Origin of the sequence: Pedobacter sp. P26, from assembly GCF_050632135.1 — a bacterium.
GTDB lineage: Bacteria > Bacteroidota > Bacteroidia > Sphingobacteriales > Sphingobacteriaceae > Pedobacter.
On the sequence record NZ_CP192574.1, the window covers coordinates 291,462 to 304,785 of the forward strand.

12 protein-coding genes and 2 pseudogenes are annotated in these 13,324 nt (G+C 38.0%); 10 read left to right on the forward strand and 4 right to left on the reverse strand.

What is annotated here, in order from left to right; genetic code table 11:
• The first annotated feature begins 2 nt into the window (after nt 1-2).
• The 5 genes from ACQ86H_RS01390 to ACQ86H_RS01410 all read left to right on the forward strand — a co-directional run bounded on the left by ACQ86H_RS01390 (nt 3) and on the right by ACQ86H_RS01410 (nt 3,810).
• A complete protein-coding gene (locus ACQ86H_RS01390; protein WP_431293614.1) occupies nt 3-746 on the forward strand; it encodes a shikimate dehydrogenase family protein in 744 nt (247 codons plus the stop codon).
• Nucleotides 747-820: 74 nt separating this feature from the next.
• Entirely contained in the window at nt 821-1,381 is a 561-nt protein-coding gene (locus tag ACQ86H_RS01395; RefSeq protein WP_431293615.1) for a gliding motility lipoprotein GldD, read from the forward strand.
• Between the two features lie 75 nt (nt 1,382-1,456).
• Nucleotides 1,457-2,095 carry an MBL fold metallo-hydrolase gene (locus ACQ86H_RS01400; protein WP_431293616.1) on the forward strand — a complete coding sequence of 213 codons (639 nt, stop codon included), beginning with the start codon at nt 1,457-1,459 and terminating at the stop codon, nt 2,093-2,095.
• Nucleotides 2,096-2,189: 94 nt separating this feature from the next.
• Complete coding sequence (locus tag ACQ86H_RS01405) at nt 2,190-3,425, forward strand: ABC transporter permease (RefSeq protein WP_431293617.1); 1,236 nt, start codon at nt 2,190-2,192, stop codon at nt 3,423-3,425.
• 1 nt (nt 3,426) lies between these two features.
• Nucleotides 3,427-3,810, forward strand: a complete 384-nt coding sequence (locus ACQ86H_RS01410) for a hypothetical protein (protein WP_138818997.1) — start codon at nt 3,427-3,429, stop codon at nt 3,808-3,810.
• A 291-nt stretch (nt 3,811-4,101) separates the two neighbouring features.
• Here the strand turns inward: ACQ86H_RS01410 and ACQ86H_RS01415 are convergent, their stop codons facing one another.
• From ACQ86H_RS01415 to ACQ86H_RS01425, 3 genes are all read right to left on the reverse strand, one after another.
• On the reverse strand, nt 4,102-5,769 hold the full coding sequence (locus tag ACQ86H_RS01415) for a sodium/sugar symporter (RefSeq protein WP_431293618.1): 1,668 nt from the start codon (nt 5,767-5,769) through the stop codon (nt 4,102-4,104).
• A 284-nt stretch (nt 5,770-6,053) separates the two neighbouring features.
• Complete coding sequence (xylA, locus tag ACQ86H_RS01420) at nt 6,054-7,385, reverse strand: xylose isomerase (RefSeq protein WP_431293619.1); 1,332 nt, start codon at nt 7,383-7,385, stop codon at nt 6,054-6,056.
• 60 nt (nt 7,386-7,445) lie between these two features.
• A complete protein-coding gene (locus ACQ86H_RS01425) occupies nt 7,446-8,930 on the reverse strand; it encodes a xylulokinase (protein WP_431293620.1) in 1,485 nt (494 codons plus the stop codon).
• A 193-nt stretch (nt 8,931-9,123) separates the two neighbouring features.
• Here ACQ86H_RS01425 and ACQ86H_RS01430 point away from each other — a divergent pair.
• From ACQ86H_RS01430 to ACQ86H_RS01450, 5 genes and pseudogenes are all read left to right on the forward strand, one after another.
• A pseudogene (locus ACQ86H_RS01430) lies at nt 9,124-9,458 on the forward strand (tRNA-binding protein).
• A 320-nt stretch (nt 9,459-9,778) separates the two neighbouring features.
• A pseudogene (locus ACQ86H_RS01435) lies at nt 9,779-10,245 on the forward strand (nucleoside deaminase).
• A 387-nt stretch (nt 10,246-10,632) separates the two neighbouring features.
• Nucleotides 10,633-11,241, forward strand: a complete 609-nt coding sequence (locus ACQ86H_RS01440) for a superoxide dismutase (protein ID WP_116252167.1) — start codon at nt 10,633-10,635, stop codon at nt 11,239-11,241.
• 98 nt (nt 11,242-11,339) lie between these two features.
• Entirely contained in the window at nt 11,340-11,801 is a 462-nt protein-coding gene (locus ACQ86H_RS01445; protein ID WP_431293621.1) for a hypothetical protein, read from the forward strand.
• A gap of 47 nt (nt 11,802-11,848) precedes the next feature.
• Nucleotides 11,849-12,079 (forward strand): hypothetical protein, encoded by a 231-nt coding sequence (locus ACQ86H_RS01450; protein ID WP_431293622.1) that lies wholly within the window; start codon nt 11,849-11,851, stop codon nt 12,077-12,079.
• A 169-nt stretch (nt 12,080-12,248) separates the two neighbouring features.
• On the opposite strand, the gene ACQ86H_RS01455 is transcribed toward ACQ86H_RS01450, so the two are convergent.
• Nucleotides 12,249-13,208: a LysR substrate-binding domain-containing protein gene (locus ACQ86H_RS01455; RefSeq protein WP_431293623.1), complete on the reverse strand. Its 960-nt coding sequence runs from the start codon at nt 13,206-13,208 to the stop codon at nt 12,249-12,251.
• Between the last annotated feature and the right edge of the window lie 116 nt (nt 13,209-13,324).

Consider the following 13,324-nt stretch of genomic DNA (forward strand, 5'->3'; position numbering starts at 1 on the left):
ATATGAAAACATACGGCTTAATCGGGTACCCACTTTCTCACTCTTTCTCAAAAAAATATTTCACAGAAAAATTTCAAAATGAGGGCATAACCGATCATCAATATGAGCTTTTTCCTATTGCCGATATTAAATCGCTGCCAGATCTGCTGAGTGAAAACCCATCACTATGTGGCCTTAATGTAACTATTCCACATAAAGTTAGTGTGCTTTGCTATTTAAATGAAGTAGATGAAGCTGCAGAAAAAATTGGTGCCGTAAATTGTATTTCAATCAAAACCTTTGAAGGCGCAACCTATTTAAAAGGTTATAATACCGATGCGTATGGCTTTGAAGAATCGCTAAAGCCATTGTTAAAACCGCAACACACAAAAGCACTTGTTTTTGGCGATGGGGGTGCGGCTAAGGCAGTAAAATATGTTTTAGAAAAGTTAAATATTCAATATCAGGTGGTGGTGCGAACAGTTGCTCCTGGTGCTATTCTGTATTCGGAGATTACACCAGAGATTTTGGCCTCACACCATTTATTGATCAATACTACGCCCTTAGGGATGTCGCCAAATGTAGATACCTTTCCTGAAATTGATTACAGTTTAGTTGGCCCCGGGTATTTAGCTTACGATTTAGTGTACAATCCGCTGGAGACCGTATTTTTGGCTAAAGCTGCCGAACGTGGTGCGGCAATTAAAAACGGTTTGGAAATGCTGTACAAACAAGCAGAAAAAGCCTGGGCAATCTGGAATAAATAATTTAACTTGCCGTTTTTGCAGCAGGAACGACAGCCTGCCCGACTTTTCGGGGAAACAATCTTCGATAAAATGCTATGAAACTAAAACAACTGATCTGTGTTCCATTTGTGCTGCTTTTGTTCGTAACAGCTTGTCAGAACCATGATTATAGTCCGAAGCCAAAAGCTTATTTCAGGATTGTATTTCCTAAAAAAGACTACATCACATTTACCAAACCAGTTCCCTTTTCGTTCAAATATCCTACCTATGCTGTAATGGAGCAAGACGAAAGTCGTGATGCTCAAAAAAACTGGTATAACCTGCACTTTAAACAGTTTAACGGCTTTTTGCATTTAACTTATTATGATGTTTCGGGTAAAAGCGAATATGATGAAATGGTAGAAGATGCCCGAAAACTTGCCTTTAAACACACGATAAAAGCTAGGGCGATTGATCAAAAAATTATCAATTATCCTGATCACCATGTTTATGGTATTTACTATGCCATTGAAGGGAATACGGCTTCCTCTGTCCAGTTTTTTTTAACTGATAGCGCTAAACATTATTTTAGGGGGCTTTATATTTTAATGAACGTCCGCAATACGATTCTATTGAGCCTGTTATTAAATTTATTAAAAAGGATATCGATACCTTGATTTCTACCTTTAGGTGGAAAAATTAACTTATTATTGTCATCCTGCTTCTGGAAACAGGATTTTTTCTGAAATCTTATGATTACAATAAAGACCTTCACCTTTAACGCTTACAGCGAAAACACCTATGTGCTTTACGATGAGACCAAAGAATGTACCATTATTGATCCGGGTATGTACGAGGGTTTTGAGCAAAATGAATTGGCCGCTTTTATCAAACACGAAGGCTTAAAACCTGTTTTGTTACTCAATACACATTGTCATCTTGATCATGTTTTCGGCAATAAATTTGTATTCGAAACCTATGGCTTAAAACCACAGTTTCATCAGGGTGAGTTACCGGTTTTAAATGCCGTTCCCGGTTATGCACCATCAATGGGCTTTACCCGTTATGATGTATCTCCTTTGCCAGATACCTTTTTGCTCGAAACAGGAACTATTTCTTTTGGCAATAGCAAATTGACCTTAATTTTTGCCCCCGGACATTCGCCTGCACACCTGTGTTTTTACAGTGCAGCCGATCATATATTAATTGGTGGAGATGTGCTTTTTTACGGCAGTATCGGTCGTACAGATTTGCCAGGTGGCAACCATCAGCAATTAATTCAAAACATTTCTGATAAACTTTTTGTCTTACCTGATGAAACCAAAGTTTATCCTGGCCATGGACCAGCCACAAGTATTGGTTTTGAAAAACAACATAATCCGTTTTTTTAATATTAATTATTGTTTTAAGTTTTTTAAGCGTAGAGGCTTAGAACCCTATACCTTCTACCTTTAAACCCTCAACCTTTTACCTATCTTTGCCACCGTGAATACATCGTTTTATATTGCCAGAAGGTATCTTTTTGCCAAGAAATCAACCAATGCCATTAACCTGATATCAGGCATATCTATGGTAGGTGTAATGGTTGGCAGTGCTGCTTTAATTATTATTCTATCGGTATTTAACGGTTTAGAAACAGTGGTATTAAATATGTTTGATACCATTACCCCACAAATTGCCATTACACCGGCTAAGGGCAAAACATTTAATCCGGATACAAGCTATTTTAATCAGCTCAGAAAAAATAAAGATATTGCTGCTTTTACCGAGGTGCTGCAAGAAAATGCTTTACTAAAATACAACAACAAGCAGGCTGTTGGAATGGTTAAAGGGGTAAGTTCAGACTATTTGAAGAACAGCAAATTAGATAGTACTATTAAGGAAGGCCATTTTATATTGCACAATAAGAGTGGCGATAACGCAGTAATTGGATCTGCTTTACAAAGTTATTTGGCCGTCAATACAGTTGATCCCTTTACAGAGCTGGAAATTTATTCACCAAAGAAGGATATCGCGGCCAATACCTTAAATCCTGCCGACGATTTTGTGGTGAAGAACATCCGGGTAAGCGGCGTTTTTGAAGTACAACAAGATTTCGATAATGGTATCATAGTTCCACTCGATTTTGCCCGTGAACTTTTAGGCGAAGATAAAAAAGTGTCTGCAATAGAGATCAATCTCCAGCCCGGTGTCGACGTAGATGATTTTAAAAGGGAAATAATCGAAAAGGTTGGTAAAGATTACGAAGTCAGAAATCAGGCCGAACAAAATAAATCACTCTACCATATTTTAAATACCGAAAAATGGGCAGTATATATTATTCTTACTTTTATCCTGATTATTGCTATATTTAATATCATAGGGTCGTTAACCATGTTAGTAATTGATAAGGTGAAGGATGTTGCCATTCTGAGCAGTTTAGGCGCGGGCAAGAAATTAATCAAACGTATATTTTTATTTGAGGGCATGATGATCACCATGTCTGGCTGTGTGCTTGGCCTGATTATTGGCCTCATATTTTATTATTTTCAACACACCTACGGTTTCATCAAAATGGGCGATGAAGTAAACAAAACACTGGTAAGTTCTTATCCGATTGCACTAAAATGGAAAGATTTTGTTTTAGTTTTTGTTACGGTAGGCATCTTTTCATTTTTGGCATCTGCTTTGTCATCCAATTTAAGTGTTAAAAAGATAGATCAAATTAATCAAACTATATAAAATGAAGTTATTTAAGCAAGCAATTGTACTCGTTGTGCTCCTTGGCGTAGCCGTTACAGCTTGTAATAGGAACGATAAAGCCGAAGGAGAAAAAAGTAATCTGAAAACTGTTAAAGGTTTGTATAGTTTTGGCCCTGAAGTTAAATCTTTTACCTTATGCGAAGATGGGCGTGAATATTGGGTTAAAGACAGTGTAAAAAACTTAGAGCTTTCTTATAGCAACTTAGGTTTCGAAAAACCATACGAGCCGGTGTATGTAGAGCTGGAAGGTTATTTTGCGAAATCTGATACTGGCGTAGTTTCCAGTGATTTTGATTCTACTTTAGTGGTGATGAAAGTACTTAAAATCAGTAAAGAAATTCCTGATGGGCCTTGCGCACAGTAATTCAATTATTTCGTTGGTGCCCAAGAGCGTTTACTGGTCTAATTCTAATCGTGTCCTGAAGTGGAATTTTGTCGGTCGGTTGATGTGTAACCCAGCACATTAAGTTAAGCACCACGGTCGTCAGTCTGAGCGTAGTCGAAGACTTCTTGAGATTGATAAATCGAATTAAAGGAATATTAATAATCGAACTGAAGTTACTTAAGATAGTTGCTGAGGACACCAGCAAGTAGACGAATAAAAAAGGCTCGCAATGAAAGTTGCGAGCCTTTTGCATATTCTTTATTTTTAATTTTACCAGAAAGTCGAATAAAGCGCAACTAAAATTCCGAACACAATTATTGATCCAACGGCAAACGAAGGATGAACTTTGAACATGCTAGAATCTACTTCTAAACCATTAGATTTATCGCCTTTGCTGTTTTCGAACATACTAATGGCAAACATCACTACAATACAAACTACAAATACAATGCCCATTCTATCTAAGAAAGGTATTTCGTAGATTCCATCTGCATTGGCTACCGAGAATCCAAAATCGTGAAGGAAAGACAGATCCATCATTCCTGGTAAGAATTTTAACAATACCGATAAACCAAAACCACCTATAGTAGCAAATAAGGCTGCATTTGAAGTGGTTTTTTTCCAGAAGAAGCCCAAAATAAACATGGCAAAAATACCAGGACTTACAAAACCTGTATACTCCTGAATAAATTCAAAACCACCTTTTTTATCGATACCTAAGAATGGCGAAATAGCGATTGCGATAGCCATTGCAACAATTACAACCACGCGTCCGGTACTTACCAGTTTTTTCTCACTGGCTTCTAGATTAATGTGTTTCTTAAAAATATCTAAAGTAAAAATGGTAGAGATACTGTTAATTTTACCGGCCAGTGAGGCAACAATTGCTGCGGTTAAAGCCGCAAAAGATAAACCTTTTAATCCTGTTGGTAAAATACTCAATAAAGTAGGGTAAGCCCGATCTGGACGAAGTTCTCCTCCAGGCATCATTGAATTTACATCGATACCTGTTTTTTCCTGGTACAACATATATACTGCAATACCCGGCAAAACCACAATTAGTGGCATTAGCAGCTTTAAAAACGCAGCAAATAAAATACCTGCCCTAGCTGTTTTGAGATCAGCACCTAAAGCACGCTGGGTGATGTACTGGTTACAACCCCAATAGTTTAAGTTTACAATCCACATCCCGCCAAGCAATACCGTCATGCCAGGTAATGAAGCATAATTCGCACTGTCTTTCTTAAATATCATGTGGAAATGGTCTGGTGCTTTTTCTCTTAAGAACGATAAACCATCTAATACGCCGTAGCCACCAAAATGATCACTTACTAAATTAAGCGCTAAATAAGTAGTTGCTAAACCGCCGAAAATTAAAAATGCTACCTGGATTACATCCGTGTAACCAATTACTTTCATACCGCCTAATGCTATAATTACGGCAAAAATGGCTAATCCCATCATACAATACCAAAAGCCAATACCCGAAATACTGCTTACAGCTAAAGCACCCAGATATAAGATTGAGGTTAAGTTTACCACAACATACAACAATAACCAAAACACAGCCATAATCATGGCTACGGTACCATTGTAACGTTGACTTAGAAATTGGGGCATGGTGTAGATCTTATTTTTAAGATATACGGGAATAAAAAATGTAGCAACAATTACCAATGTTGCAGCAGCCATCCACTCGTAAGTAGAAATGGCTAATCCCATTTTAAATCCATCGCCACTCATGGCTACAAATTGCTCGGCACTAATGTTCGAGGCAATTAAAGATGTGCCAATTGCCCACCAGGTAAGTGAACCTTCTGCAAGAAAATAATCCTTGCTGCTCATTTGCTTTTGTTTTTTACGATGGTAAATCCAGAAACCGTAAATTGCTACAATGGCAAAGTAGGCTAGAAAAATAATGTAATCTGTGACTTTCATTTAAGTTATTTGGTTTAGAAATCTAAATGTAGTAAAATCATAAATTAATCTCCGCTTTTTTTGAATTAAAAAATGTTAAAATAACGTTTATTAATTTGACCTTCCTAAAATTCAAGATTGTTGAGCTCAGATGAACTAAATATATCGTCATTTCGATTCGCAGGGCAGTGGCATGCCTGTCCGATAAAGGCGTTGAGAAATTTTTAATTTTGCAAAAATTAATATAATATCATCCGTGATCTGTGAAGATTACAGACCACGGAGAATACATTTATAAGATAAATTTAAATATACCTGTTAATTAGGTTTTCAAGATATTCCTGCTTTCCGCTGCGAACCTCTGGTTCGCCATTTTCTGCAGCATAATTCCTTAAATCTTCTAAACTTAGTTTTCCCTGTTCAAATTCGGCACCTTTTCCGCTATCAAATGAAGCATAACGGTCGGCCCTTACTTTTTTGTAATCAGATTTTTGAAGAATGGCATCTGCAGTCACTAATGCTCTTGCGAAGATATCCATTCCACCTACATGCGCATAGAATAGGTCTTTCTGATCAGTAGAGTTACGGCGGATTTTCGCGTCGAAGTTTACACCTCCACCCTGTAAGCCACCACCTTCTAAAATGATTAACATGGTTTCGGTTAGTTCGTTAATATCGTTCGGGAACTGATCGGTGTCCCAGCCATTTTGATAATCGCCACGGTTTGCATCGATAGAACCTAACAGGCCATTATCTACCGCAACCTGTAATTCATGTTGGAAAGTATGACCTGCCAGTGTTGCATGGTTTACTTCTAAATTTAGTTTAAAGTCAGCCAACAGATCATATTGTTGTAAAAAGCCTTTTACTGTTGCCGCGTCGTAATCATATTGGTGTTTAGAAGGCTCACATGGTTTCGGTTCAATAAAGAATGTTCCTTTAAAGCCCTGTTTGCGTGCATAATCTTTAGCGGCGTGTAAGAATTTAGCCAGGTGCTCCTGCTCACGTTTCATGTTGGTATTTAATAAGCTCATATAGCCTTCTCTTCCTCCCCAGAAAACATAATTTTCGCCACCAAGAGCAATAGTTGCATCTAAAGCTGCTTTAACCTGGGCAGCTCCGTGTGCCAGCACATGAAAATCAGGATTGGTAGATGCACCATTCATGTAACGCTTATGGCTAAATAAATTGGCTGTTCCCCATAATAGTTTTACACCGCTATCTGCTTGTTTTTGCTTTGCATATTCAACAAGGGCTTGTAATCTGCGTTCGTTTTCAGCAATATCGTCGCTATAATCTACCACATCTACATCATGGAAACAATAATATGGGATCTGCATTTTCGTGATAAATTCAAAGGCTGCATCCATTTTATCTTTTGCCCTTTCTACAGCATCTTTCTTTTCATCCCATGGGAAAATGTGCGTTGCTCCTCCAAATGGATCAGCACCATTACCGTTGAATGAATGCCAGTAAGCACAAGCAAACTTAAAATGCTCGCTCATGGTTTTGCCTGCTACTACTTTGTTGGCGTCGTACCATCTAAATGCTAGTGGATTATCACTTTCCAGACCTTCAAACTTGATCTGGTCAATGCCTTTGAAAAATTCAGTTGCTCCTGTTACTACTTTTGTCATGTTTTTTGTTTTTGATTCGTGGTTGTTGGTTCATAGTTGATAGCCGATGGCTGTGAACCATTAACCCATTGCTAATTGTTTTTCTAATATTTTTTTCCAATCCTGATAGATTGCTTCATATTCAGCTGAATGTTGTGGTATTAAAGTCTTAATTACTTCGTGGTTGCTAAAAGCTTCCTCAGCACTTTTAAAAATTCCGGCGCCTATACCTGCACCTAAGGCTGCGCCTACACTACCATCGTTTTCGTAAAGTTCTACCGGAATGCCCGTAACATCTACAAAAGTTTGTGCAAATACATCACTTAAAAATAGGTTTGCCCTTCCGGCCCGGATGACTTTAGGCTGCATGCCATTTTCCCGCATGATATCCAATCCATAACGGAAAGAGAAGGCAATCCCTTCTTGTATAGCCCTGAAGATATCTGATTGATTGTGCAGGTTTAAATCTATGCCCAATAACTCTGCGCCTGTATATTGGTTGTTTAACATTCGTTCTGCGCCGTTACCGAAAGGAAGTACTTTTAAACCATTACTACCTATTGGCGCTTTCGACGCCAGGATATTCAGGTCGGCATAACGAGACTGTGGCGCGAAATTATGTTTTGCCCAGCGGTACATGCTGCCGGTACCATTAATACAAAGTAAAACCCCTGTGTGCTTTTTTTCTTCTGAATAGGTTACGTGCGCAAAAGTATTCACTCTCGATTGTTTATCGTAAGTAAGCCCGTCGCTTACGCCGTAAATTACCCCAGATGTTCCGGCTGTGGCCGCAACTTCCCCAGGTTTTAGTACATTTAGAGAAAGCGCATTGTTCGGCTGATCGCCAGATTTATAGGCGACTGGAATACCTGTTGGTAAGTTCAAAGAATGGGCAATATCGGCTTTTAAATAACCATGTTCCGAGAATAAGGGTTTTACGGTTGGGATGAGGTTACCCGAAATGCCATAATACTCCATTACATCTTTAGAAATTTCGTGGTTTTCAAAATCCCAGAAAATGCCTTCAGATAGTGCCGAAATACTTGTTGTAATTTCTCCCGTTAATTTCATCGCGATAAAATCGCCAGGGAGCATTATCTTATCGATGCGGTTATAGATGTCTGGCTCATTTGCTTTTACCCAGGCCAGTTTTGATGCCGTAAAGTTTCCCGGAGAGTTTAATAAATGTTTCAAAGATTTGTCATGCCCAATAGCCTCAAAAGCATTATTGCCCAGTTCAACTGCTCTGCTGTCGCACCAAATAATACTATCTCGGAGCACCTGCTGATTTTTATCTACAACAACCAATCCGTGCATTTGGTACGCAATACCAATGGATTTAATTTCTTTTGGATCAAAAAGACCTGTCGAATTTAATTTCAGGATGGCCTGTTGAACATTTTGCCACCAATCCTCAGGTGATTGTTCTGCCCAGCCAGACTGTAAAGACTTGATGGCTGTTTCCTCCTCCGGATATTGAGCGGTGGCTATATTTCTTTGTGTAGTTGCATCAACAATGGCAACTTTTATGGATGAGGTACCTAAATCAATCCCTAATAAATACATGCTTTCATCTAATTTTATTATTTGGTTATGCAAACGGTTGCATAAAGATAGTTGGAAAAATATAAAACGCAAATTTTTTATAAAATCTATTGAATTAAATGCAATCGTTTGAACTGAGTTAATGTTTTATTTTTGGTGCTAATGGCGAATTATTTAATAATTTATATTTTTACCATTAATACATTGATTATTTATGGAACAGATTACATGGGGCGATTTCGAAAAAGTAGAATTAAGGGTGGGAACCATTTTAGAGGCCTTCGAATTTCCTGAAGCCCGAAGACCGGCGTATAAAGTAAAAGTAGATTTTGGCGAATTTGGTATTAAAATGAGTAGTGCACAGATTACCAAACATTATACATCGGAAGAATTACCCGGAAAACAGATTGTTGCGGTGGTTAACTTTCCAAAAAACAGATAGGAAAATTTATGTCAGAATTTTTAGTTACCGGTTTTGCCGATGAAAACGGCGACATCGTGTTAACTACGGTGCAAAGCAAAGTGCCTAACGGCAGCAAACTTATCTAATGCTTTGAGACTTCCGAAGTTTTGCCAGACCTTTGCCCTTGGAAACTTCGGAAGTTTCGCGGGGACATTTCCGCAGATTTAAAAGGATAAGAAACACAGATCCTTTTAATAATATAAATCTGTTAAATCTGCGATGTTTATCTGCGGTGATCTGTGGGAGAATAGAGTATCTATTTATACCGCGAAGTTCTCTTATTAAGCACAGGCCTTACCAAATAGCCCTGATTGAAGTAGCCTATACGTACTGACCCTGTGCTCCAAAACAAAAACAAGGACATTCGAATTCAGAGACTTCAGAAGTCTTATCCTATATTTGCAACATGAGTTTTTACAATTTCGAAAATACCGATTCTGAAGAAGAAGACATCCATTACATGAAACTGGCTTTGGAAGAAGCCAAAAAGCTTTAGCTGATGATGAAATTCCGATAGGTGCTATAGTGGTAAGTAAAAACAGGATTATTGGCCGGGGCTATAATTTAACCGAACGTTTTAACGATGTAACTGCACATGCCGAAATGCAGGCTTTCACTTCTGCTGCACAAACTATTGGAGGGAAATATTTAAGGGATTGTACCTTATATGTAACCATCGAGCCTTGCGTAATGTGCGCTGGTGCGAGTTATTGGACGCAGATTGGCCGCATTGTGTATGGTGCCAGAGAAGAAAAAAGAGGATTTATCTCCAAAAATGCAAGCCTGCTCCATCCAAAAACAGTATTAAAAGGCGGTGTAATGGCTGAGGAGTGTGGAGTACTGATGAAGGAATTCTTTGCGAAGAAGAGGTAGATTGAATTGATGGTCCATAGTACTGTAGTTCACGGCCTATTGATTTATAGATATTGCGTGATTCGATGATGAGCCATCCATCCATTGACCACGAACCTTTTTTACTATCCTACTATCTCTAATAGTCTTCGTTTGTAACGAGGATTAGCGAGATCCGCATTTTGTAATGCGTTTAAGATATAAATGTCGATATAATCGCCTTTCTCGTGCATCCCGATTGCAAATCGGGACGATGGTAATTTTTCTCAAATCCTTTCAATATTAAATCCTTCAACATTACAACATTAACCCAGAAAACGATTTGATGATAATAACATGAACAAATCTTAACGTTCTAATGTTATATTTGCTACAAGAAACATTTTTAAATCTTAAAACATAAACATTATGGCTTTTGAATTACCTGCGTTACATTACGCAACCGATGCATTAGAACCGCATATTGATAAAACTACCATGGAAATCCACCATGATAAACATCACCAGGCTTACGTTACCAACTTAAACAAAGCGTTAGAGGGTAAACCAGAGGCGACTTCAAGCATCGAGGAAATTGTAAAACACATTTCAAAATTCCCTGCTGCTGTTAGAAACAATGGCGGTGGTCATTATAATCACTCTTTATTCTGGAACATTTTAGGTCCAAATAAAGGTGGTGAGCCAACTGGCGATTTAGCTAAAGCAATTAACGAAACTTTTGGTTCGTTTGCTGACCTTAAAACTAAATTACAAGAAGCTGGTGCTACCCGTTTTGGTTCTGGTTGGGCCTGGTTATCGGTAGGTGCTGATAAAAAACTTCAGGTTTCTTCTACACCAAACCAGGATAATCCATTAATGGATATTGCTGAAGTAAAAGGTACGCCAATTTTAGGTATCGATGTTTGGGAACACGCATACTACTTAAAATACCAGAACAAACGCCCAGATTATTTAGCGGCAATCTGGAATGTAGTGAACTGGGATGCAGTTGCTGAGCTTTACAAAAAAGCTTTGTAAGATAAGCCTTCCATAAAATTTAAGAGAAGTCCCGGTGCAAATCGGGACTTTCTTGTTTTAAGATAATTAAGTAACTTCGCAGATATAAAATATTCGAAATGAAAAGGCTTGTAATTTTATTCTTAATTGTGATTGGTGTAAATGGATTGGTAAGTGCGCAGCAAAATAAAGTGCCTACTCCTTCAGAAATTGCACAAAAGAATGTAGAGGACCTTGACAAAAGGTTAAAACTAAATGGCACGCAAAAAAGCGTTATCTACAGTTTTACTTTTAATCAGGCAAAAGAACAGGCAGATTTAATTAAAAGACAACAGGCAGGCAACTCACGCGAAGAGGATGTAGATAAATTCTATAAACTACAGAACGAAACCTCAAAAAATATCCGCAATGTTTTAAGGCCAGAGCAACAAACCGAATATGATAAAATCATCGAGGAGCGTTTAAGTGGTAAAGGCTTAAAAGCTAAAAACAAGAAAAAGAAAAAAGGCGAGGAAGAAGAAGTGGAGAGCGATATTAAAGGATTGCTGTCTGCACCTCCTGTAGAAAAACAAAATCAATAGTATTTTTTTATCAGACTAGCTTTTATAATCGATTAAATCAATAATAAATGCCGGAGATTATCTTAGGCACTATTGTACTCGGACTACTGTTGTCGCCACAGTTGCTCGCAGGTTTTTTGGCAAAGCGAACAGGGCGTAATTTTTGGTTCTGGTTTTTTATTTCCTTTTTAATCCCCATTATTTCATTAATTATTTTAATCTTTTTAGAAGATAAAAAACCTGCTGCTCAAAGCTATAAACTGGCGGAGCATGTTGATAAGGACAGGGAATTAGGTTAAGAGGTTGCGAAATCAATCACAGAATCAATCCTGTAAAGAGTCGTCATTGCGAGGCATGAAGCAATCTTAATGCTCACGCTACTGGCGATCGTTGTAAGATTGCTTCGTCGGCTGAAAAAGCCTTCTCGCAATGACGATCGTATTAAAAACTTGCGAAGTTTTCCCTCGCTTAGGTTTCTGAAACTTCGCAAGAAAGTCTAAATCCCAACAACATCTTTTTTCTTTTTTGCTTCATCGCTTTTGGGATGATTTCTAGAATCTCATCTTTTAAAGCATTAAGCATCCGTTTTTTAATGAAGTTTTTATGTGTGACCAGACTGATCTCGCGCACAGGTTCAGGCGATTTAAAATGACGTATTTTACTGGTCTGCTTGGCATTTAATTCTGCAATTGCCAACTCAGGGAGCAAGGTTGCACCACCGTTCAAATCGACCATTCTCACCAAAGTTTCTACACTACCGGTATTATATTCTAAACCCTGTAAACGGTTATTTTTTGTAGAACGGCAGATATTCAAAACCTGGTTACGCATACAATGGCCTTCGTTTAACAACCAGATATTTTCATCGTTTAGGTCTTCAGCATCAACCGCTTTCTTTTTGTACAGTTTACTGTTTTTGCTAATGTAGCTTACAAAGTTTTCATAGTATAACGGAGTTTCTATAATGTTCGGGTCTGTAAGTGGTGTGGCTAAAATACCGCAATCCAGCACACCGGTTTTTAGGTGATGAATGATATCTTCGGTGGTGTATTCCCAGATTAATAGTTTTAACTCCGGGTATTTATCCAACATGGCCGAAATCACTTCAGGGAGAAGGTATGGTGCAATGGTAGGGATCACGCCAATTCTTAATTCACCCAGAACATCTTGCTGCTGACTATTGATCAGCTCTTTAATTTTTCCACTTTCTTGTAAAATAATTCTGGCCTGGGCAATAATCTGCGCACCAATTTCTGTCGGACTTACAGGCTGTTTGCTCCTGTCGAAAATTTTAACACTAATTAATTCTTCCAATTTTTGTACCTGCATACTTAAAGTAGGCTGGGTTACAAAACATTTATCAGCAGCAGTTACAAAACTTCTATAGGTATCTACGGCAACAATATATTCTAGCTGTACTAAAGTCATATAGTTAAAATTGATTTATAATATCAAATATATCAATTTTAACTATAATAAAAAATGATCTGAGCGGGAAAGAAATGAAAGGCTGATTTTTGGATAATTAGATGATAAAATTCTTC

Excerpts from the sequence above, each read along its gene's own strand:
- ACQ86H_RS01390 (WP_431293614.1), top strand. The coding sequence starts at position 3 with ATGAAAACATACGGCTTAATCGGGTACCCACTTTCTCACTCTTTCTCA.
- ACQ86H_RS01395 (WP_431293615.1), top strand. The coding sequence starts at position 821 with ATGAAACTAAAACAACTGATCTGTGTTCCATTTGTGCTGCTTTTGTTC.
- ACQ86H_RS01400 (WP_431293616.1), top strand. The coding sequence starts at position 1,457 with ATGATTACAATAAAGACCTTCACCTTTAACGCTTACAGCGAAAACACC.
- ACQ86H_RS01410 (WP_138818997.1), top strand. The coding sequence starts at position 3,427 with ATGAAGTTATTTAAGCAAGCAATTGTACTCGTTGTGCTCCTTGGCGTA.
- ACQ86H_RS01415 (WP_431293618.1), bottom strand. The coding sequence starts at position 5,769 with ATGAAAGTCACAGATTACATTATTTTTCTAGCCTACTTTGCCATTGTA.
- xylA (WP_431293619.1), bottom strand. The coding sequence starts at position 7,385 with ATGACAAAAGTAGTAACAGGAGCAACTGAATTTTTCAAAGGCATTGAC.
- ACQ86H_RS01425 (WP_431293620.1), bottom strand. The coding sequence starts at position 8,930 with ATGTATTTATTAGGGATTGATTTAGGTACCTCATCCATAAAAGTTGCC.
- ACQ86H_RS01440 (WP_116252167.1), top strand. The coding sequence starts at position 10,633 with ATGGCTTTTGAATTACCTGCGTTACATTACGCAACCGATGCATTAGAA.
- ACQ86H_RS01445 (WP_431293621.1), top strand. The coding sequence starts at position 11,340 with ATGAAAAGGCTTGTAATTTTATTCTTAATTGTGATTGGTGTAAATGGA.
- ACQ86H_RS01450 (WP_431293622.1), top strand. The coding sequence starts at position 11,849 with ATGCCGGAGATTATCTTAGGCACTATTGTACTCGGACTACTGTTGTCG.
- ACQ86H_RS01455 (WP_431293623.1), bottom strand. The coding sequence starts at position 13,208 with ATGACTTTAGTACAGCTAGAATATATTGTTGCCGTAGATACCTATAGA.